This is a genomic window from Kineococcus endophyticus (assembly GCF_040796495.1).
GTDB classification, from domain to species: domain Bacteria; phylum Actinomycetota; class Actinomycetes; order Actinomycetales; family Kineococcaceae; genus Kineococcus; species Kineococcus endophyticus.
The window spans coordinates 85,168-105,775 of the sequence record NZ_JBFNQN010000012.1 but is presented as its reverse complement, the minus strand read 5'-3'; the positions used below and the strand labels follow the sequence as shown (position 1 = coordinate 105,775).

Sequence of the window (20,608 nt, the reverse complement as noted above, 5' to 3'; positions counted from 1 at the left end):
GACGACACGGTCACCGCGTGCACGCAGGCACGCGGACGAGACGCAGGGGGTAGGTCTGGACGGGGCGGGCCGCAGCACGGACCGGGACACGGGCGCCGGGCGGGTGGCCGACCGCTACCTCCTCGACCGCGAGCTGTCGGTGCAGACGGACCTCGGCACGAGCGAGTACCTCGGCCGCGACCTGACGCTGGACCGGCCCGTGCGCGTGCGGACGCTGCCGGCCACGGACCCGCGGGCCAAGGAGTTCCTCGACGCCGCCCGTCGCGCCGCCATGCTCAACGACCCGCACGTGCCCCGCATCCTCGACGCCGGCACCGACGAGGACCCGTCGACCCCCGGCGCCGCCACGGTCTACGTGGTCGAGGAGGCGGTCGAGGGCTCGACGATGACGGACCTGCTGCGCTCGGGGCCCCTGCGCCCGGCGGCGGTCCGCGCCCTCGTCGGCGAGGTCGCGACGGCCCTCGACGCCGCCGCCCGCCGCGGTCTGCACCACACCCGCCTGACGCCCGACGACGTCCTGCTCGACCCCGAGGGCGTGGTCCGCGTGCGCGGGGTGGGCGTCGAGGCCGCCCTGGAGGTCGACCCGCCAGCCGTGTCCGCGGCGCGCGCGGCGGCGCTGGCCAACCGTGCCGACGCCGTCGGCCTGGTGGCCCTCGTGTACGCCGGGCTCGTGGGCCGGTGGCCGTCCCTGGAGGGGCTCGCCCCCTGCGCGGCGCTGCCGGAAGCCCCCACGGGTGACGGGAAGCCGTTGCCGCCCAAGGACATCCGTCCGGACGTGCCGAACGACCTCGACACCTTGTGCGTCGTGACGTTCGGCCCCCACGAGGACGGCCCGCGCGACCCGGCCGAGCTCGCCCTGCAGCTCGCGCCCTGGTCGATGGACGTCTTCGACGAGACGCTGCGCCGGATGCGGGGCGAGGCGGCGACGGCCGCCGTCCGCGGCCGGCTGAAGAACCGCGACGAGGTCGTCCCCGAGGCCGAGCCCCCGGTGCCCTTCACCCGCCCCCACTCCACAGCCCGCCCGCCCCGCGACGACTCGCGCCTGGTCCTCGGGATCCTCGGCGCGGTCGTGGCCGCCGGCCTCGTGCTCGCGCTGTGGCAGCTCAGCGGGATCGGCGCCCCCCGCAGCACGAGCGAGCAAACCCCCGCCCCGGCGGCGTCGGCACCGGCCGTCCCGGCCCCCTCGTCGGAGGCACCGGACACGACGAGCCCCACGAGCAGCGCCCCCGCCGCCGCGCCCGCCCTCCTGCCCGTCGCGGCGGTCTCCGCCCTCGACCCGCAGGGCGGTGGGGAGAACTCGCAGACGGCGGCCCGGGCCGTCGACGGCGACCCGTCGACGGCGTGGGAGAGCCAGCGCTACAACTCCGCGGCCTTCGGCGGGCTCAAGGACGGCATGGGCCTGCTCCTCGACCTCGGCGCCGAGGTGCAGGTGTCCTCCGTCGCCCTCACCGACGGCGGCGAGGGCGGGTCGGTGTCGCTGCTCACCGCGCCCGGTCCCGCGCTGGACGGGTCCCAGCCCGTGGCGACGGCCCCCGCGGGCGGCCAGCAGACGCTGACCCCGGCGCAGCCGGTCCGCACCCGGTGGCTGGTCGTGTGGTTCACCCAGCTGCCGACGACGGACGGGGTGTTCCGGGCCTCGGTCGCCGAGATCGCCGTCACCGGCACACCCGCCTCGTGACGGCCGCGGGGGCCCAGGACCCGCGGACCGACGCCGAGCTCGTCGCCGCGCACGTCGCGGGCGACCCGGACGCCTTCGGCGAGGTCGTGCGCCGCCACCGGGACCGGCTGTGGGCCGTCGCCCTGCGCACGACGGGCGACCGCGAGGAGGCCGCGGACGCCGTCCAGGACGCCCTCGTGTCCGCCCTGCGCGCCGCCGACCGCTTCCGCGGCGACTCGGCCGTCACCACCTGGCTGCACCGCATCGTCGTGAACGCCTGCCTGGACCGGGCCCGGCGCCGGGCCGTGCGCCCGACCCGTCCGCTGGAGGAGGAGGTCGGGGCCGGGGAGGACGGTGTGCGCACCGGCGCGGCCCTCGCCGTCGTCGAGGACGCCACGCCCCACGTGGAGGCCCAGCTCGACGTCACGGCCGCCCTCGCGCGCCTGCCCGAGGCGCAGCGCGCGGCCCTCGTCCTCGTCGACATGTACGACGTGCCCGTCGCCGAGGCGGCCCAGGTGCTCGGCGTGGCCGTCGGGACCGTGAAGTCCCGCTGCTCCCGGGGGCGGCTCGCGCTGGCCGAGATCCTGCAGCCCGGAGGGAACCGGTGAGCCGCACCCCGCGTCACACCCCCCGTTCCCCCCGAGTCCCCGTTCAGGGACCGACGACCGGATCCACCCTTGGGAGGCGTGTCCACGGTGAGTGGTGAGTTCGACGGCGAGGAGCTCGACGCGCAGGAGCGCCGCGTGCGCGACCTGCTGCGCTCGGCGGCCGACGTCGGGCCCATGCCGGACGACGTCGTCGCCCGCCTCGACGAGGCGCTGCGCGCGGCGCGACCCGCCACCCCCGTCACGTCCCTGACCGAGCACGCCGAGCGGCGTCACCCGTCCTGGCGGACCCGCCTGCCCCGCGTCCTGGCCGCCGCGGCGGGGATCGCCGTGGTCGGTGGCGGCGCCGTGCTCGTCGGCCTCCAGGGCACCCCCGGCTCCGACTCCGCCTCCAGCGGCGGAGCGGCCGGTGCCGGCGCGGTGGCTGCGGCGTCCGCGTCCCCGGAGTCCGTCCCGGAGTCCGCGGAGGTGCTGCTGAGCGGACGCGACTACGCCGACGCGGCGGCCGTGCGCGACCTCGGCGAGGACGTGCTGGGCCAGGAGGCGCAGGACACCTCCGCCCCGCAGGGCGCAGCCGACGACGCGACCCCGGGCGCGGACACCACGAGCCGCAAGCCCACGATGCTCAACGCGCCGCAGTCGACGGAGTCGCCGGGAGCCCCGCTCGCCACGACCGACGAGTCCCAGCGTCCGGCCGCCGAGCGCGCCCTGGCCTGCACCAAGCAGCTCGGGGTCGCCCCCGACTCCGTCCTCGCGGTCGAGATCGCCTCCTGGCAGTCCCGACCCGCCGCGTTCGTCGTGCACAAGACCGCCGACGCCGCCGAGGTGGTCGTCGTAGCGCTCGACTGCACGCCCGGCGAGCCCGCGCTGAGCACGGTCCCCGTGCCCTGACGGGCCCCCGAGCGGCTCCCCCGGCACCGCGGGGCGGGGAACAGCGGACCCCTACGATCGGTTGAGCAGACAGCACGGGATCCCGGCTCGCGGGGCCCGGCACCGATCGAGGGAAGCAGGTCCGCACAGGTGAGCGAGTCCAGCAACGGGGCCACTCCGCAGGACGTCCGCAACGTCATCGTCGTGGGCTCGGGGCCGGCCGGGTACACCGCCGCCCTCTACGCGGCCCGCGCGGAGCTGAAGCCCCTGGTCTTCGAGGGCTCCGTCACCGCCGGCGGCGCCCTCATGAACACGACCGAGGTCGAGAACTTCCCCGGTTTCCCCGAGGGGATCATGGGCCCGGACCTCATGGACAACATGCGGTCCCAGGCCGAGCGCTTCGGCGCCGAGCTCGTCACGGACGACGTCGTCGACGTCCGCCTCGACGGGGACGTCAAGGAGGTCACCACGGGCGGCGGCGAGACGTACCGCGCCCACGCCGTGATCCTCGCCCTCGGGTCGGCCTACCGCGAGCTCGGCCTGCCCGACGAGAAGCGCCTGTCCGGCCGCGGTGTCAGCTGGTGCGCCACGTGCGACGGGTTCTTCTTCCGCGAGCAGGACATCGTCGTCGTCGGTGGGGGCGACTCCGCCGTCGAGGAGGCCACCTTCCTCACCCGCTTCGCCCGCTCGGTGACGATCGTGCACCGTCGTGAGGAGCTGCGCGCCTCCCGGATCATGGCCAAGCGCGCCGAGGAGAACCCCAAGATCTCCTTCGCCTGGAACTCCGAGGTCGTCGGCATCACGGGTGACACGAAGGTCGAGGGCCTCACGCTGCGCGACACCGTGACCGGTGAGACCCGCGAGATGGCCGCCACCGCGCTCTTCATCGCGATCGGCCACGAACCGCGCACCGACCTCGTCAAGGGTCAGGTCGACCTGGACGAGAACGGCTTCGTCCTCGTGGAGGGCCGCAGCACCCGGACGAACATCGCGGGCGTCTTCGCCGCCGGCGACGTCGTCGACCACGAGTACATGCAGGCCATCACGGCGGCCGGCATGGGTTGCTCCGCCGCCCTGGACGCCGAGAAGTTCCTCGCCGCCCGCGGCGACGCCGGCCTCGAGGAGCAGCCCGCGCGCGAGGAGACCGACCCGGACGTCCCGACGGCCGAGACCGTCGAGCGCCCCCAGCACTGACCCGTCCCGCACGAGAACGAGAGGAACCCCGTGAGCGCCACCGCCGCCACCACCGACGCGACCTTCGACGTCGACGTCCTGCAGTCCGACAAGCCGGTCCTCGTGGACTTCTGGGCCCCCTGGTGCGGCCCGTGCCGCCAGGTCGCCCCGATCCTCGAGGAGATCGCGGCCGAGCACGGCGAGAAGCTCACCGTCGTCAAGGTCAACACCGACGAGAACCCCCGCATCGCCGCGAAGTACGGCGTGACGTCGATCCCGACGCTCAACGTGTACTCCGGCGGTGAGGTCGTGAAGACGATCATCGGGGCCCGCCCCAAGCCCGCCCTCCTCAAGGAGCTCGAGGAGTTCGTCGGCTGACGGACCCACCGCACGACGAGAGGCCGGCACCCGCCTGGGTGCCGGCCTCTCGCACGTCAGGCGGGGGCCACGCCGGTGAGCGTGGGGACGCGGACGGTGCCGAGGATGCGTTCGAGGGCGGCCTCCACGTCCTCGCGCCAGGACAGGGCCGTCTTGAGCTCCAGCCGCAGCCGGGGGAACCGGTGGTGCGGCCGGACGACGGTGAAGCCGACGGACTCCAGCAGGTGCGCCGGCAGGACGCACGGCTCCCCGTGGTCGTGGGCGTTCTCGGTGCTGCCGTCCCCGCCCACCGCAGCCGGTCCGCCGCCGAACGCCTCGACGGCCTTCACCCCGCGCTGGGTGAGGTCCTTGGCCGCGCCCTGCAGCAGCATCCGGGCCAGTCCCTCGCCGCGGTAGGCCGGTTCGATCCAGCCCGTCGTCAGCAGGACGGCGTCACCGCTCACGGGGGACGTGGGGAACCGGCTCTGCTGCGGCACGTAGACCGGCGGCGCGTACATGACGAACCCCACCGGCTGGTCGTCGACGTAGACGAGTCGCCCGCAGGCACCCCACTGCAGGAGGACCGTGGAGATCCACGCCTCCTTCTCGAAGTCCGGGTACCCCGCCTCGGCCGCGCGCGTGGCGGCGGTCTCGTCGAGCTCCCAGAACACGCACTGCCGGGAGGGTTTGGGCAGGTCGGCGACGGTGTCGAGCGTCAGCGGGGCCATGCGTCGTCCCACCGGGGCGGCCTCCCGTCTCGTGCCCGGCACGCCACCGGCGTCCCGTCCGTGCAGGGCCTTCACTCCGTGCCGCTGCGGTGGCACCAGTCTAGGTGGCAGTCTCGGAGTGAGCTCCGCACCCGGAGTGACGATCCCACCGGGGGATCGGCCCGTGCCCGAGGAGGCCGCCATGAGTCAGCACCCGTCGTCCACGAGTCCCGGTGACGCGCCCGTCGCGTCCGCCGCGGCCCGGGCCGGCGCCGCTGCTGCCTCCTCCGCCTCCGTCCCGGGTCAGGGCGGACGCCGCCTCGACCGCTGGGTGGGCACCTACGCCCAGCGCACCGCGTCGATGACCGCCTCGGAGATCCGCGCCCTCTTCGCCGTCGCGAACCGGCCCGAGGTCGTCTCCCTCGCCGGGGGCATGCCCTACCTGCCTGCCCTCCCGCTCGACGCCATCGCCGAGCTCAGCGCGCGCATCGTGGCCGAGAAGGGGGCCCAGGCGCTGCAGTACGGCTCCGGCCAGGGCGAGGAACGGCTGCGCGAGCAGATCGTCGAGGTCATGCGCCCGCAGGGCATCGCCGCGCACCCCGACGACGTCGTCGTCACCACGGGGTCGCAGCAGGCCCTCGACCTCGTGTCGCGCATCTTCCTCGACCCGGGGGACGTGGTCCTGGCCGAGGCGCCCAGCTACGTCGGGGCGCTGGGCGTCTTCCGCAGCTACCAGGCCCAGGTCGAGCACGTGCCCCTGGACCACGACGGCCTGCAGCCCGCAGCGCTGGAGGAGGCCCTCGTCCGGCTCCGGTCCCAGGGTCGGCGCGTGAAGTTCCTCTACACCGTGCCCAACCACCACAACCCGGCCGGCGTGACGCTGTCCCTGGAACGACGCCGCGCCGTCCTCGACATCGCCCGCCGCCACGACCTGCTCGTCCTGGAGGACGACCCGTACGCGCTGCTCGGCTTCGACGGGGACCCGCTGCCTGCGCTGCGGTCGATGGACGCCGAGCACGTCGTCCACCTCGGCAGCTTCTCCAAGACGTTCGCCCCCGGGTACCGGGTCGGCTGGGCCGTGGCCCCGCACGCCGTCCGGGAGAAGCTCGTCCTCGCCTCGGAGTCCGCCATCCTCTGCCCGACGTCGTTCGGGCAGTTCGCGATCGCGGAGTACCTCGCGACCTACGACTGGAAGGGCCAGGTCAAGGTGTTCCGCGAGCTGTACCGCGAACGACGGGACGCGCTGCTGGCGGCCCTGGAGGCCCACCTGCCGCAGGCGACGTGGACCCGCCCGGCAGGGGGGTTCTACGTGTGGCTGACGCTGCCGGGCGGACTGGACGCCAAGGCCATGCTGCCGCGCGCGGTGACCGGCAGGGTCGCCTACGTCCCCGGTGGCGCGTTCTACGCCGACGGCACGGGCGGGCACTCGCTCCGGCTGTCGTACTGCTTCCCCACTGCGGAGCGCATCGCCGAGGGCGTGCGCCGGCTGGCGAGCGTGGTCCACGACGAGCTCGAGGTCCAGCAGCTGTTCGGCTCTCCCGGCGACCGGCACCCCCACCGGGACCAGGGCGTGGTCAACCCCGGGCCGGAGCTCGCGTGAGCGCCGACGCAGGGGTCCGCGATCCGCGCGTGACCGTCCTGGCCGGTGGCCTGTCCCACGAGCGGGACGTGTCGCTGCGGTCCGGACGGCGCGTCGCCGAGGCGCTGCGCGAGGCCGGGTGCGAGGTGACGGTGCTCGACGCCGACGCCCAGCTGCTGCCGCGGCTCGCCGCGGACCGCCCCGACGTCGTCTGGCCCGTGCTGCACGGCGCGATCGGTGAGGACGGCGCCCTGCGCGACGTCCTGGAGCTGCTGTCGCTGCCCTTCGTCGGGTCGCGGGCGGCTGCGTGCCGGTTGGCGTGGGACAAGCCGATCGCCCAGTCGGTCGCCGCCGCGGCGGGCCTGCGGGTGCCCGCCTCGATCGCGCTGCCGCAGGCCACCTTCCGCGACCTGGGCGCCCAACCCGTCCTGGCCGCGGCGGCGGACTGGGCGGGGTTCCCGCTCGTCGTGAAGCCCAGCCGGGGCGGCTCGGCCCTCGGCGTGGCCGTCGTGGGCGACGTCCGCGACCTCGCCCGCGCCGTGGTGGACGCCTTCGCCTACGGCGACACGGCCGTCGTGCAGGAGCACGTCCCGGGGACGGAGGTGGCCGTCTCCGTCGTCGAGACCGCCGGACAGGTGCTCGTCCTGCCCGCGGTGGAGATCGTCGCGGACGGCGGCTCGTACGACTACGCGGCCCGGTACACGGCCGGGGCGACGGAGTTCTTCGTCCCGGCCCGCCTGCCGGAGGACGTCGCCGTGCGGGTGGCCGACGCCGCCCGCACGGCGCACGAGGCGCTGGGTCTGCGGCACCTCTCCCGCGTCGACCTCATCGTCACCGACGCGGGCGAGCCGGTCTTCCTCGAGGCGAACGCCGCTCCGGGGATGACGGAGACGTCACTGCTGCCCCAGGCCGCAGAGGCCGCGGGGCACGGACTCGACGCCCTCTACCGGGGGATCGTCGAGTCCGCGCTGCCGTCACGCCCGCACTGACGCGTCAGTTCTGGCTGCCGAGCAGCCGGAGGATGCGGTCGAGGTCCTCGACCCCCGCGAAGTCCACCGTCAGACGACCCCGCGTGCGGCCCATGCTGATCTTCACGCGGGTGTCCAGGCGGTCGGCGAGCAGCGTCGCACGGTTGTCGAGCTCCGGCTGCGGCTCAGAGGGGTTGCGCCGGCGCGGGGCGGTGTCCGCGTCACCGAGGGCGATCATCTCCTCGACCGCCCGGACGGACAGACCCTCGGCGACGACGCGCTGCGCGAGCCGCTCCATCGCCGCGCCGTCCTCGAGCGACAGCAGTGCGCGCGCGTGCCCGGCGCTGATCACGCCCGCGGCGACCCGCCGCTGCACCAGCGGCGGCAGCTTCATGAGCCGCAGCGTGTTGCTGATCTGCGGACGCGAGCGGCCGATGCGCGAGGCCAGGTCCTCGTGCGTGCAGCCGAAGTCCTCGAGGAGCTGCTGGTAGGCGGCCGCCTCCTCGAGCGGGTTCAGCTGGCTGCGGTGCAGGTTCTCCAGCAGCGCGTCCCGCAGCAGGTCGTCGTCAGCGGTGTCGCGGACGATCGCGGGGATCGTGTCGAAGCCGGCCTCCGTCGTCGCGCGCCAGCGCCGCTCACCCATGACGAGTTCGTAGCGGGGCGAGCCGTCGTCAGCCGCCGCAACGGGACGCACGACGATGGGCTGGAGGACACCGATCTCACGGATCGAGTGCACGAGCTCGGCGAGGTCGTCCTCGTCGAAGACTGTGCGGGGCTGACGCGGGTTCGGCGTGATGGCCGCGACCGGGACCTCCGCGAAGCGGGCGCCCGGGACCTCGACCAGACCGTCCTGCTCCGCCGCCGCTGCCGCGTCCTGCGCAGCGTCGGCCGGGGGGACGGTCTCGTCCTCGGTCGCGTCGGGTGTCTGCTGCGCGTCCTCCGTCGTGACGACCGCGAGGTCACCCACGCGTTCCACGTGAAACGACGTGTCCTCGTCGCGGGTGTCGTCAGCGGGCTCCGGCGCGGGAGTCGGCCGCTGGTCGAAGAAGACGTCGACCGGTCGGCCTGCGGGGCGCATGGCCGGCGGCAGCGATGGCGTTGCCGTCCCCGGACGGGCTTGGGTCGTCGTGCCCCCGCTGGGGATCAGGGCCCCGAGACCACGCCCGAGACCACGTCGCTTGTCGCTCACGCTCCACCCTCCTTCGACGCGAACCCGCGCCGCGTCACCAGTCCGTCCGTCCACCGTGCCCACGGGTCAGCCACCGCCGGGGCCGAACCCACGCCAGCATCCCCCGCAGGGGTGGGCGTCTCCTGCACGCCACGCTGAGCCATTTCGCGCGCCGCCTCGAGGTAGGCCAGGGCACCCGAGGAGAGCGGGTCGTACGCCATGACCGTCTGCCCGTGGCTGGGCGCCTCCGAGATGCGCACGGACCGCGGCACGAGCGAGCGCAGGACCTGCTCCCCGAAGTGGTGACGCACCTCCTCCACGACCTGCGCGGCGAGGCGGGTCCGACCGTCGTACATGGTGAGCAGGATCGTCGTGACGGCGAGGTCCGGGTTGAGGTGTTCCTGGATCAGCTCGATGTTGGACAGCAGCTGGCTCAACCCCTCCAACGCGTAGTACTCGCACTGGATGGGGATGAGCACCTCAGGCGCGGCCACGAAGGCGTTGATGGTCAGCAGCCCGAGGCTCGGGGGGCAGTCGATGAGGACGTAGTCGACCCGACGCTCACCTGCCTGCTGCAGACCCTTGAAGTACTTCGCCACCGCACGCTGCAGCCGAGACTCGCGAGCCACCATCGAGACGAGCTCGATCTCGGCACCGGCCAGGTCGACCGTGGCGGGAGCGCACCAGAGGTCCGGCGCCTCGTCGCACTTCTGCACGACGTCCTGCAACGGCTTGCCCTCGACGAGCACCTCGTACATCCCGGGCACACCGGCGTGGTGGTCGATGCCCAGAGCGGTCGACGCGTTGCCCTGCGGGTCCAGGTCGAGGACGAGCACCTTGAGGCCGGCAGCAGACAACGCCGAGGCCAAGTTGACCGCCGTCGTCGTCTTCCCGACGCCACCCTTCTGGTTGGCGATCGTCATGATGCGCGTCTCGGTCGGTCGCGGGAAGCGTTCCGGAGCCCGGGGCGCGGGCGTTTCACGTGGAACAGCGGGCAGCGGGACCTCGTCGTCCGTCACCTCGTCGGGGAAGGCGGCCGGAACGTCTGCTGCCGTCGGGTGGAGGTCGACGACCGGGGCGAGCGTCTCGTCGACGACGGCCTCCACCACGGTCCCGGTGGCCGCCTCGGTCACCGGTTCGGCCACGACGGACAGAGATGTTTCACGTGGAACCGACGCCTCGGGGCTCGATTCCAGCAGGTCGTCCGTTTCACGTGAAACGGGGGCACTCTCGACGACCTCCGCTGACGACTCATCGACCGGCGTTTCACGTGGAACATCGACCAGCGCGTGAGCAGGGAACCAGCCGAGCCCGCCGTGCGCTGTCGCTGCCGCCGTTCGCCCGAACCAACCGAGCTGACTCACGCGCTGATCCTTCCCGTGGTTCACCGTCGCTGCCCTCGAGGACCGCGACGCTTCGGTGCCGTTGCTGCTGCGGTTGTCGTCTGGCGGAGAGGGCCGTGGCCCCGAGCCACCCGGACCACCGTCGTGCCGCTCTCCGCGTCCGGACCCACCCGCAGCACCTCCGGTTCGGCGGTGATGCCCATCTGCCGGAGCACGTCGGCTGCCGCCGCGATCTCGTCAGCAGCGCTCCGTCCCTTGATGGCGACGAGGTGTCCACCGGTGACGACGAGCGGGAGGGCCCAGCCGTACAGCGTCGCCAACGGCGCGACCGCCCGGGCCGTCACGACGGACGCCGAGAACTCTCCGCGCACGTCCTCCGCACGGCCGCGGGCCACGGCGATCTGATCACGCAGGTCCAGCTCGGCGATGGCCTCGCGCAGGAAGGTGTACCGCCGCTCGAGGGGCTCGACGAGTCGTACCTGGACGTCCGGCCTCGCAAGCGCCAACGGGATCCCTGGGAGCCCGGCACCGGAGCCGATGTCGAGGACGGAGGCTCCGTCCTCGACGACGTCACCGAGGTAGGCACAGTTCAGGAGGTGCCGGTCCCACAGCCGGGGGACCTCTCGCGGCCCGATGAGACCGCGTTCGACGCCTGCCGTGGCGAGCAGGTCGCGGTAGGCCGCTGCACGCTCGACGCGGTCACCGAAGACGCGCTCGATCTCGGGGCGGAGGGTCTCGTCAACGACCCCGGGAACGACGGAGGGCGGTGGTGTTCCACGTGGAACACCACCGCCCTCAGGCAGATCATCCGACACCCCGTCACCCTATCGGCCGACGGAGCCCGGTCAGATCACGCGTCGCTGCTCTGTGGATCTCCGGTCGGCGTGGGCAGGACGACGACGCGGCGACGCGGTTCCTCGCCCTCGGACTCGCTGACGAGGCCCTTCGCCGCGACGGCGTCGTGGACGACCTTGCGCTCGAAGGCGGACATCGGCTCGAGCCGCTCCGCCGCACCGGAGGACTGCACCCGAGCGACGACCTCGTGGGCCAGCCGGACGAGCGAGGTGCGCTTGGTGGAGCGGTGGCCGGCGACGTCGAGCATGAGCCGCGTCCGGTCGCCCGTCTGCGCCTGCACTGCGAGCCGGGTCAGTTCCTGCAGGGCCTCGAGCACCTCGCCGTCGGAGCCGACGAGCCGCGACAGAGCGGGTGTGCCCGCCTCGTCGGCCACGACCGCCACCGAAGCGCGGCCGTTCTCGATGTCGATGTCGATGTCCCCGTCGAGGTCGACGATGTCGAGAAGCTCCTCGAGGTAGTCGGCGGCGATGTCGCCCTCCTCCTCGAGTCGCGACTTCGTCGACCCCTTGCGGCGGGGCTCCTCGGTCGCCGTCGCGGCAGCATCCTCGGTCTGGTCCACCGAGGTCTCCTCGACCGCGTCCGTCGTGTCGTTCACACGTCCTCCTGGCTGGTGTGGCAGTGGAGCTGGTCTGTCGGGCGGGTCGTCAGCGGTTGGGGCCCTGGCTCGACCGCGAGCCTCCGGGCCGGCGCTGCTGGCGGCTGTTGCCCCGCTTGGGCTGCTGGCGCTGACGCCGCACCGGCGTGGCCGGGGTGGTGTGCTCCGCACTGGTGGCGGCCTCGGGGGCGCCCTCCTTGGTGAGCACGACACCACGACGGGCTGCGCGACGGGCCTTGCGCTCCTCCAGCTCCTTCTCCGCCAGCGACCCGGGGTTGGGCATGCGGCGGATGACGAAGAACTGCTGGCCCATGGACCACACGTTGGTGGTGAGCCAGTAGAGGAGGACACCGATCGGGAAGTTGACGCCGGAGACGGCGAAGATGATCGGCAGGATGTAGAGCATCAGCTTCTGCTGCTGAGCGAAGGGGTTGCCCTCCATCGACGCCGACGAGGTGTTCTTCGCCATCAGCTGCTTCTGCGTGATGAACTGCGACGCCGACATCAGGACGATCATCACGGCGGTGAGGACGATGGCGTTCCAGTTGCCGTCACCCCACGACTTCATGAAGACGTCGGAGAGCTGGGCCCCGAAGATCGTGGCCTGGTCGGCCTGCTTGACGAGCTCCTCGTTCAGCGGGCCGACCGTCTTCTCCTGCGCGATGCCGTTCAGCGTGTGGAACAGCGCGAGGAAGATCGGGGACTGCAGGAGGATCGGCAGGCAGCTGGCCATCGGGTTCGTCCCCGACGACCGGTAGAGCGCCATCATCTCCTGCTGCATGGCCTGGCGGGAGGCGGGATCGTTCTTGCCCTTGTACTTCTGCTGGATCTTCCGCATCTCGGGCTGGATGACCTGCATCCCGCGCATCGCCTTGATCTGCTTGACGAAGAGCGGGATGAGCAGGATGCGGATGACGACCACGAGGCCGACGATCGACAGCGACCAGGCGGCCCCGCCGGCCGGGTCGAACCCGATCGCGGTGAAGAGGTCGTGGAAGCGCACCATGATCCACGCGACCACCCACTGGATGGGATGGAGAAGGTCGTAGAAGAACTCGATCATGGGGCGGTTCGTCCTCTCACAGGGGTCGGGCTCACAGGGCTGACCTCAGGGCGCTGGCACCCGGGAGTGCCCCTTCGGCGGAACGGGGTCCACCCCACCAGGGTTCCACGGGTGGCAGCGGAGGAGTCGCCGGACGGTCAACCAGGTTCCGACGACGGCACCTCGGGTCCGCAGCGCCTCGACGGCGTACGCGGAGCACGAGGGGTAGAAGCGGCACGTCGGCCCGAGCACGGGAGAGACGAGCAGTTGGTAGGCGCGCACGAGCAGGACCAGCAGCAGTGCCGGCCACCGCAGGGGGTGCCACCACCGACGCCCGGGCGACGGGTCTCCCGTCGGCTCAGTCACCGGGGGCCAACCCCAAGCGCTTCAGCCCGCGGTCGACGTCGACGGCCAGGTCCGCCGAGCTGGCCTCGGCCGCGCCGGGGAGGGCACGGACGACCAGCAGACCGCCCACGGCCGGCAGGACCGCCAGGCGGTCCGCCGCCAGGTGCCGGAGCCGGCGCTGGGTCCGGTGGCGCTGCACCGAACCCCCGACGGCCTTGGACACGACGAAGCCCACCCGGGTGGGGTGGGCTCGGTCGGTCGTCGCCCAGTGCAGGACCAGGCGACGCGTGCCCGCACGCCGACCTTGCCGGAAGGCGACCGTGAAGTCGTCCCGGTGGCGAAGGCGGTGCTCCGCAGCCAGCACGCGGGCGGGGGATCTGAGGTCAGGCGGCGATCTGCGCGCGGCCCTTGCTGCGGCGCGCGGAGAGGATGGCGCGGCCGGCGCGGGTGCGCATGCGCAGACGGAAACCGTGCACCTTGGCGCGGCGACGGTTGTTCGGCTGGAAGGTGCGCTTGCTCACGGCGGGACTCCTGGGACTCGTGCGGGCGGGCCCCGCCGGACTGTCGGCACCGTCCACACTGGGCGGACGGGTCGACGATGCGGAGCACAGTCCCTTGCAGAGTACGGTCCTCGACCCGACCGGGTCAAAGCGCGCAGGCGGCAGGGCCACGGGGCGGCCCGCGGTCCGTCCACAGGGGCCGCCGCTCGCCCGTCCGGGTGGTGGCAGGAAGGTAGCGTTCCCCCACAGGTCCGGGTGGGACGACCCGCCGGGACCGGCTCCTCGACCCCTGGTCGGCACGCCGCTGCGACGGCGTTCCCTCCGGGCGGTGTCGTCGGGGCGTCCGGCGGACTGCGGCGGCGTGCACGGCACTTGAACGCGAGCCGTCCACGTTGTTACGGTCCCGCTCGACGTGCCGACGCCCGCATCCGATCGAGGTGCCTGCGACGGGCGGTTCGTCGCACCCCCGCCGTCCTCCACAGGTGTGGACAGGGGTGTGGACGAGTCCCGTCAGACGGATCCGGTACGACGGGAGAGGGCTCGAGTGGAGACCGACGGAGGGGACTTCCCCAGCGTCTGGGAACGTGCCGTCGCGCAGCTGGACGACGGGGGCATCACTCCCCACCAGCGGGCGTTCGTGCGGCTGACCCGCCCGCTCGGCCTCCTGGACGGCACCGCGCTGCTGGCCGTGCCGAACGACCTCACCAAGGACGTCATCGAGCAGAAGGTCCGCGAACCGCTGACCCGGGCGCTCTCGGACGCCTACGGCTCGGCCATCCGGCTCGCGGTGACGGTCGACCCCTCCATCGGCCAGGTGCTGGCCCCCGAGCGGACGGGCGAGCGCTCCGGCGACGACGGCGTCCCCAGCGTGGAGCGCGAGCGCGTCGGGGCCGGTCTGGACGCCGAGGGCGTCCCGCACGTGCCCTCCCAGGGCGACCGTCGCGGTGGCGGGCTCGAGGAGGAGTCGCCCCTGGACGACTCCGACCCGGACCTGCTCTTCACCGGCTACAAGGTCGACCGCGGGGCGGGCACGGGGCGGCAGGTCCCCCGCAACCGGTCCACGACCAAGGTCGAGAACGCCCGGCTGAACCCGAAGTACATCTTCGAGTCCTTCGTCATCGGCGCCAGCAACCGCTTCGCCCACGCGGCCGCGGTCGCCGTCGCCGAAGCGCCCGCCAAGGCCTACAACCCGTTGTTCATCTACGGGGAGTCCGGGCTGGGCAAGACGCACCTGCTGCACGCGATCGGGCACTACGCCCAGAACCTCTACCCGGGCGTGCAGGTGCGGTACGTGAACTCCGAGGAGTTCACCAACGACTTCATCAACTCGATCCGCGACGACAAGGCGCAGGCCTTCCAGCGCCGGCACCGCGACGTGGACGTCCTCCTCATCGACGACATCCAGTTCCTGTCGAACAAGGTCCAGACGCAGGAGGAGTTCTTCCACACCTTCAACACGCTGCACAACGCGAGCAAGCAGGTCGTCATCACGTCCGACCTGCCGCCCAAGCAGCTGTCCGGGTTCGAGGAGCGGATGCGCAGCCGCTTCGAGTGGGGCCTCATCACAGACGTCCAGCCGCCGGACCTCGAGACCCGCATCGCCATCCTCCGCAAGAAGGCGATCGGCGAGCGCCTCGAGGTGCCCGACGACGTCAACGAGTACATCGCCTCGAAGATCTCCTCGAACATCCGCGAGCTCGAGGGCGCGCTCATCCGCGTCACGGCCTTCGCCAGCCTGAACCGGCAGCCGGTCGACATGAGCCTGGCCGAGATCGTCCTGCGCGACCTCATCCCCAACGACGAGACGCCCGAGATCACGGCGGCCGCGATCATGGGCCAGACCGCGTCCTACTTCTCGGTCACCCTCGACGACCTGTGCGGGACGTCGCGCTCGCGCACGCTCGTCACGGCCCGCCAGATCGCCATGTACCTGTGCCGCGAGCTGACGGAGCTGTCGTTGCCGAAGATCGGCCAGCACTTCGGCGGCCGCGACCACACGACGGTCATGCACGCCGAGCGCAAGATCAAGCAGCAGATGGCCGAGCGGCGCAGCACGTACAACCAGGTCACGGAGCTGACCAACCGCATCAAGAAGCAGGCGGGCGCCTGACGCCCCCTGCACTCCGCACGACCCCTGGGAGCCCCGCCGGCAGCGTCGCCGGCGGGGCTCTCGTCGTCCGGCGTGCCTGCGTGCCCAGGACGCCCCGAACGCCCCTCGCGCGGGCCCTGACGGTCCGTCCACAGTTGTCCACACGCTGGGGACAGACATGTGGACGACGACGTCGTGAGCCGTGGACAACCCCGTGGACGAGCCGTGGACGCCGTGGGGACCGCCTGGGGACGGGCGTGGACGACGCGGCGCGGGCACGATCACCTGTGGACGACCGGACCTCGCCGTCCTCACCCCGTCCACACGGCTCCGAGGGCCTCGAACAGGGTCTGACCTGCGACGACGCTCGCCCGTCCACAGCCTCCACAAGGGTGACTACTACGACGGATCCCTCTACGGTGAAGTCCGTCAACCCACGTCCAGTGTGGACTGGTGGTGGGGAAACGGCTCAGGACCTGCCTCGAGGGCTGCCCTGAGGACGAGGTGGTCACTCCGAGTGATCGACGTCTCCGGAGTCGTTCGAACAAGGCGTGCAGGCCTGTCCGACACCTCGTGACTCACCGTGACCTCCCTCGTCGGGGCGACGATCGGCGCCGAGGAGGCGCGTGCACGCGTGTCCTGCCTCTCCACTACTGTCGGAAGCCGCCACGTCCTGCCGTCGCCCTCACGGGCCGCAGACGCGGCACGGAGCGGTGAGCAGCCGCGCAGGACGACTGAGAGGCGGTGCCTGGTGGAGTTGCAGGTCGAGCGCGACGTGCTGGCCGACGCCGTCGCGTGGGCTGCCCGGGCGCTGCCCTCGCGCCCCCCGGTGCCCGTGCTCGCCGGGGTGCTCCTGGAGGCCACCGACGAGGGCACCCTGAAGCTGTCCACCTTCGACTACGAGGTGTCCGCGCGCGCCGAGCTGCCGGCCGACGTCCGCACGGCCGGTCGCGTCCTCGTCTCCGGACGCCTCCTGGCCGACATCTCCCGCAGCCTCCCCGCGCGTCCGGTGACGCTGACGACGGAGGGCTCCAAGGTCGTCGTCACGTGCGGCGCGAGCCGCTTCACGCTGCTGACGATGTCGGTCGACGAGTACCCCTCGCTGCCGCAGCTGCCGGAGGCGTCCGGGGAGATCGCCGGTGGCGAGTTCACCGAGGCCGTCGCCCAGGTCACCATCGCCGCGAGCCGCGACGAGACGCTGCCGATCCTGACCGGCGTGCGCATGGAGATCGAGGGCGACCGCCTGACGCTCCTGGCGACCGACCGGTACCGCCTCGCGGTCCGCGAGCTGCGGTGGAACCCCAGCACGCCGGACCTGTCCGCCGTGGCCCTGGTGCGCGCCCGCACGCTGTCCGACGTGGCGCGGTCCCTGGGCGGGGGCAGCAACCTGACGCTCGCCCTGGCCGACGGAGCCAGCGACCTCATCGGCTTCCAGGCCGGCGGCCGGTACTCGACCTCGCTCCTCGTCGACGGCGAGTACCCCAAGGTCCGCGCCCTGTTCCCGGCCGAGTCCCCGACGCACGCGGTCGTCTCCACGGCGGCCCTGACGGAGGCGGTCAAGCGCGTCGCCCTCGTCGCCGAGCGCAACACGCCCGTGCGGTTGCGCTTCGAGGACGGCGTGCTGTCCTTGGAAGCGGGACAGGGCGAGGACGCGCAGGCGACGGAGGCCCTGGAGGCCACCCTCGTCGGTGAGTCCATCGCCATCGCCTTCAACCCGCAGTTCCTGCTGGACGGACTCGGTGCGCTGGCCGCGCCGTTCGCCCGGCTCTCGTTCACCCAGGCGACGCGTCCGGCGGTCCTCACCGGCCAGGCGGACCTCGACGGGGACGACGACGACAGCTACCGGTACCTCCTGATGCCGGTCCGCCTCGCCGGCTGAGCCCGGCGGTCACACAGCCCGGCTCGAGAGAGCAGCCGGGCGCGAGAAGGGAAGCGTCTGGCCATGCACATCGGTCTCGTCGGTCTCGGCAAGATGGGCGGCAACATGCGCGCCCGGCTGCGCGACAAGGGCATCGAGGTCACCGGGTACGACCCGAACCCCGACGTCACCGACGTCCCCAGCCTCGCGGCCCTCGTCGAGGCGCTGCCCTCGCCCAAGGTCGTCTGGGTGATGGTGCCCTCGGGCAAGATCACCCGCGACACCGTCGCGAACCTGGCCCCGCTCCTGAAGGACGGCGACCTCGTCATCGACGGCGGCAACTCCAAGTGGACCGACGACGAGGTGAACGCCAAGCTCCTGGCCGAGCGCGGCACCGGCTACCTCGACTGCGGCGTCTCCGGCGGCGTGTGGGGCAAGGACAACGGCTACGGCCTCATGGTCGGCGGCGCGAAGGGCCACGTCGACCTGGCCCTGCCCGTGTTCGACGCGCTGCGCCCGGAGGGCCCCCGCGAGGAGGGCTTCGTGCACGCCGGCGGCGTCGGTGCGGGCCACTACTCCAAGATGGTCCACAACGGCATCGAGTACGGCCTCATGCACGCCTACGCCGAGGGCTACGAGCTCCTCGAGGCGAAGGGGATCATCCACGACGTCCCCGCCGTCTTCAAGGCGTGGACGCGCGGCACGGTCGTCCGCTCCTGGCTGCTGGACCTCATGGTCCGCGCGCTGGAGGAGGACCCCAAGCTCGACAACATCCGCGGCTACGCCCAGGACTCCGGCGAGGGCCGGTGGACGCTGGAGCAGGCCATCGAGAACGCCGTCCCGATGCCGGTGCTGGCGGCGGCGCTGTTCGCGCGCTTCGCCTCCCGCCAGGAGGACTCGCCCTCGATCAAGGCCGTCGCCGCGCTGCGCAACCAGTTCGGTGGCCACGCGGTGACGTCGGCCGGCCCGAGCTCGGGTGCGGGTTCGGTCAACGAGTGACGCCGGCCCACCAGGCCTGACGGACGGGAGGAGCGGGACCGCGTGCACGTCGCGCACCTCTCCCTGGTCGACTACCGGTCGTACGAGAGCCTCGAGCTCGACCTGCGACCGGGGACGACGACCTTCGTCGGACTCAACGGGCAGGGCAAGACCAACCTCGTCGAGGCGATCGGCTACGTCGCCACCCTCGGCAGCCACCGCGTCTCCGGGGACGCGCCCCTGGTCCGCCAGGGCGCTCCCCGGGCCGTGGTGCGCGCCGAGCTGGTGCGCGGTGGCCGCCGGGCCCTCGTCGAGCTGGAGATCACCCCGGGCAAGGCCAACCGGGCGCGGCTGAACCGCAACCCGGTCCGCCGGACCCGGGACGTCCTGGGCGTCCTGCGCACGGTGCTCTTCGCCCCGGAGGACCTCGCGCTCGTCAAGGGCGACCCGACCGAGCGCCGGCGCTACCTCGACGAGCTCCTCGTCACGCGCTGGCCGCGCGTGGCGGGCGTGCGGGCCGACTACGACCGCGTCCTGCGCCAGCGCGGGGCGCTGCTGAAGTCCGCCGGCAGCGCGATGCGCTCGGGCCGCGCCGACACCCACACCCTCGACGTGTGGGACGAGCACCTCGCGGCCTCGGGGTCCGAGCTGCTCTCGGCCCGGCTCGCGCTGCTGGGCGACCTGCGGGAGCCGGCCGCCGAGGCGTACCGCTCCGTCAGCAAGGGGCAGGGCGACCTGGAGCTGGGCTACCGCTCCTCCCTCCCGCTGCTCGCCGAGGGCGTCGCGACGACGCCCGGGGGCGCGGTGCCGAGCCCGGAGGAGCTGCGGACGGCGCTCCTGGAGCAGATGGCGGAGCAGCGCAAGGCCGAGCTCGACCGCGGGGTGTGCCTCGTCGGCCCGCACCGCGACGACCTCGTGCTGACCCTGGGCGGGATGCCCGCCAAGGGGTACGCCAGCCACGGCGAGAGCTGGTCGGTGGCCCTGGGGCTGCGGCTGGCCAGCTACCGCCTGCTGCTGGAGGACGACGTCCACGAGGACCCCGGCGGTCCGGTGCTCGTCCTCGACGACGTCTTCGCCGAGCTCGACGCCGGCCGGCGCGAGCGGTTGTCCGAGGTCGTCGCCGACGCCGAGCAGGTGCTCGTGACGGCCGCCGTGCCCGAGGACGTCCCGGCCGCGCTGCGGGGGGACCGCGCCGACCGCGTCCACGTGAGCACCGGCGTCGCCGTGCGGGAGGACGCCGGTGACTGACGCACCGGACGACCCCTCGACGGAGGAGGACCCGCCGGAGGGGACCGACCCGGCGGGGGCGGACCTGGCCCGCACGGCGCTGGGCCGGGCCCGCGCGGCTGCGGCGGCGAAGGGCCTGCGCCCGGGACGGGCGCCCCTGGGGGGGATGAAGCCGGCCGAGGCCCGGCGGGCGGAGGCGCTGCGGCGCACCGGAGCGTCGGCCCGGTCGGGGGCCTGGCCGGACGCGCGGGACCCGCAGAGCCTGGACTCGACGCTGGGACGGCTCGTCGGCGAGCGCGGCTGGGAGCAGCCCGTCGCCGTCGGCGGGGCCTTCGGCCGCTGGGACGCCGTGGTCGGGCCGGAGCTGGCGGGGCACTGCGCCCCCGAGACGCTCAAGGACGGCACGCTCGTCGTGCGCGCGGAGTCGACGGCCTGGGCCACCCAGGTCCGGCTGCTGACGAGCCACCTCGTGCGCCGCCTGGACGAGGAGCTCGGCCACGGCGTCGTCACCAAGGTCGTCGTCCGCGGACCGCAGGGCCCGTCGTGGCGCAAGGGCGGCCGGTCCGCCCCCGGCGGCCGCGGGCCCCGCGACACCTACGGCTGATCCGCCGGCTCGGCTCGGCCCGGGAACGGCTCAGGACCGTCGGACCCCCCGGTGCGAGGTCCCCCACGCGCGAGGGGGTCGCGCGGCT

General features: G+C 73.2%; 21 protein-coding genes. 12 read left to right on the top strand and 9 right to left on the bottom strand.

Features of this window, described 5'->3' with window-relative positions:
* Positions 1-103 precede the first annotated feature (103 nt).
* The 5 genes from AB1207_RS17495 to trxA all read left to right on the top strand — a co-directional run bounded on the left by AB1207_RS17495 (position 104) and on the right by trxA (position 4,683).
* Positions 104-1,678: a hypothetical protein gene (locus tag AB1207_RS17495; RefSeq protein WP_367639683.1), complete on the top strand. Its 1,575-nt coding sequence runs from the start codon at positions 104-106 to the stop codon at positions 1,676-1,678.
* Positions 1,675-2,265, top strand: a complete 591-nt coding sequence (gene sigM / locus AB1207_RS17490) for an RNA polymerase sigma factor SigM (RefSeq protein WP_367639682.1) — start codon at positions 1,675-1,677, stop codon at positions 2,263-2,265. The genes AB1207_RS17495 and sigM overlap by 4 nt, the downstream gene beginning before the upstream one ends.
* Before the next feature lie 78 nt (positions 2,266-2,343).
* Positions 2,344-3,153, top strand: coding sequence for an RsmA family anti-sigma factor (locus AB1207_RS17485; RefSeq protein WP_367639681.1), 810 nt, complete (start codon positions 2,344-2,346; stop codon positions 3,151-3,153).
* A 129-nt stretch (positions 3,154-3,282) separates the two neighbouring features.
* Positions 3,283-4,326, top strand: a complete 1,044-nt coding sequence (gene trxB / locus AB1207_RS17480; protein WP_367639680.1) for a thioredoxin-disulfide reductase — start codon at positions 3,283-3,285, stop codon at positions 4,324-4,326.
* Positions 4,327-4,356: 30 nt separating this feature from the next.
* Positions 4,357-4,683: a thioredoxin gene (trxA, locus tag AB1207_RS17475; protein WP_367639679.1), complete on the top strand. Its 327-nt coding sequence runs from the start codon at positions 4,357-4,359 to the stop codon at positions 4,681-4,683.
* Between the two features lie 56 nt (positions 4,684-4,739).
* Here trxA and AB1207_RS17470 read toward each other — a convergent pair whose 3' ends face one another.
* A complete protein-coding gene (locus tag AB1207_RS17470; protein ID WP_367639678.1) occupies positions 4,740-5,402 on the bottom strand; it encodes a GNAT family N-acetyltransferase in 663 nt (220 codons plus the stop codon).
* A gap of 169 nt (positions 5,403-5,571) precedes the next feature.
* On the opposite strand from AB1207_RS17470, the gene AB1207_RS17465 reads away from it, so the two are divergent.
* Positions 5,572-6,969 carry an aminotransferase-like domain-containing protein gene (locus tag AB1207_RS17465; protein WP_367639677.1) on the top strand — a complete coding sequence of 466 codons (1,398 nt, stop codon included), beginning with the start codon at positions 5,572-5,574 and terminating at the stop codon, positions 6,967-6,969.
* Positions 6,966-7,937 (top strand): D-alanine--D-alanine ligase family protein, encoded by a 972-nt coding sequence (locus tag AB1207_RS17460; protein ID WP_367639676.1) that lies wholly within the window; start codon positions 6,966-6,968, stop codon positions 7,935-7,937. Before AB1207_RS17465 ends, AB1207_RS17460 begins: the two co-directional genes overlap by 4 nt.
* A 4-nt stretch (positions 7,938-7,941) precedes the next feature.
* Here the strand turns inward: AB1207_RS17460 and AB1207_RS17455 are convergent, their stop codons facing one another.
* The 8 genes from AB1207_RS17455 to rpmH all read right to left on the bottom strand — a co-directional run bounded on the left by AB1207_RS17455 (position 7,942) and on the right by rpmH (position 13,785).
* Positions 7,942-9,105 carry a ParB/RepB/Spo0J family partition protein gene (locus AB1207_RS17455; protein ID WP_367639675.1) on the bottom strand — a complete coding sequence of 388 codons (1,164 nt, stop codon included), beginning with the start codon at positions 9,103-9,105 and terminating at the stop codon, positions 7,942-7,944.
* Positions 9,102-10,229 carry a ParA family protein gene (locus AB1207_RS17450; protein WP_367639674.1) on the bottom strand — a complete coding sequence of 376 codons (1,128 nt, stop codon included), beginning with the start codon at positions 10,227-10,229 and terminating at the stop codon, positions 9,102-9,104. Before AB1207_RS17450 ends, AB1207_RS17455 begins: the two co-directional genes overlap by 4 nt.
* 239 nt (positions 10,230-10,468) lie before the next feature.
* Positions 10,469-11,242 carry a 16S rRNA (guanine(527)-N(7))-methyltransferase RsmG gene (gene rsmG / locus AB1207_RS17445; protein ID WP_367639673.1) on the bottom strand — a complete coding sequence of 258 codons (774 nt, stop codon included), beginning with the start codon at positions 11,240-11,242 and terminating at the stop codon, positions 10,469-10,471.
* A 35-nt stretch (positions 11,243-11,277) separates the two neighbouring features.
* Complete coding sequence (locus AB1207_RS17440) at positions 11,278-11,877, bottom strand: Jag family protein (RefSeq protein WP_437178969.1); 600 nt, start codon at positions 11,875-11,877, stop codon at positions 11,278-11,280.
* A 49-nt stretch (positions 11,878-11,926) separates the two neighbouring features.
* Complete coding sequence (gene yidC / locus AB1207_RS17435) at positions 11,927-12,940, bottom strand: membrane protein insertase YidC (protein WP_367639672.1); 1,014 nt, start codon at positions 12,938-12,940, stop codon at positions 11,927-11,929.
* A gap of 45 nt (positions 12,941-12,985) precedes the next feature.
* Complete coding sequence (yidD, locus tag AB1207_RS17430; protein WP_437178974.1) at positions 12,986-13,216, bottom strand: membrane protein insertion efficiency factor YidD; 231 nt, start codon at positions 13,214-13,216, stop codon at positions 12,986-12,988.
* Positions 13,217-13,277: 61 nt separating this feature from the next.
* A complete protein-coding gene (gene rnpA, locus AB1207_RS17425; RefSeq protein ID WP_367639671.1) occupies positions 13,278-13,628 on the bottom strand; it encodes a ribonuclease P protein component in 351 nt (116 codons plus the stop codon).
* A gap of 19 nt (positions 13,629-13,647) precedes the next feature.
* Positions 13,648-13,785 carry a 50S ribosomal protein L34 gene (gene rpmH, locus AB1207_RS17420; protein WP_367639670.1) on the bottom strand — a complete coding sequence of 46 codons (138 nt, stop codon included), beginning with the start codon at positions 13,783-13,785 and terminating at the stop codon, positions 13,648-13,650.
* A gap of 523 nt (positions 13,786-14,308) precedes the next feature.
* On the opposite strand from rpmH, the gene dnaA reads away from it, so the two are divergent.
* The 5 genes from dnaA to AB1207_RS17395 all read left to right on the top strand — a co-directional run bounded on the left by dnaA (position 14,309) and on the right by AB1207_RS17395 (position 20,520).
* Positions 14,309-15,874, top strand: a complete 1,566-nt coding sequence (gene dnaA, locus AB1207_RS17415) for a chromosomal replication initiator protein DnaA (RefSeq protein ID WP_367639669.1) — start codon at positions 14,309-14,311, stop codon at positions 15,872-15,874.
* Positions 15,875-16,604: 730 nt separating this feature from the next.
* Positions 16,605-17,732 (top strand): DNA polymerase III subunit beta, encoded by a 1,128-nt coding sequence (gene dnaN / locus AB1207_RS17410; RefSeq protein WP_367639668.1) that lies wholly within the window; start codon positions 16,605-16,607, stop codon positions 17,730-17,732.
* Between the two features lie 63 nt (positions 17,733-17,795).
* A complete protein-coding gene (gnd, locus tag AB1207_RS17405) occupies positions 17,796-18,710 on the top strand; it encodes a phosphogluconate dehydrogenase (NAD(+)-dependent, decarboxylating) (RefSeq protein ID WP_367639667.1) in 915 nt (304 codons plus the stop codon).
* Between the two features lie 42 nt (positions 18,711-18,752).
* On the top strand, positions 18,753-19,937 hold the full coding sequence (recF, locus tag AB1207_RS17400; RefSeq protein WP_367639666.1) for a DNA replication/repair protein RecF: 1,185 nt from the start codon (positions 18,753-18,755) through the stop codon (positions 19,935-19,937).
* Positions 19,930-20,520 (top strand): DciA family protein, encoded by a 591-nt coding sequence (locus AB1207_RS17395; RefSeq protein ID WP_367639665.1) that lies wholly within the window; start codon positions 19,930-19,932, stop codon positions 20,518-20,520. The genes recF and AB1207_RS17395 overlap by 8 nt, the downstream gene beginning before the upstream one ends.
* Positions 20,521-20,608 lie beyond the last annotated feature (88 nt).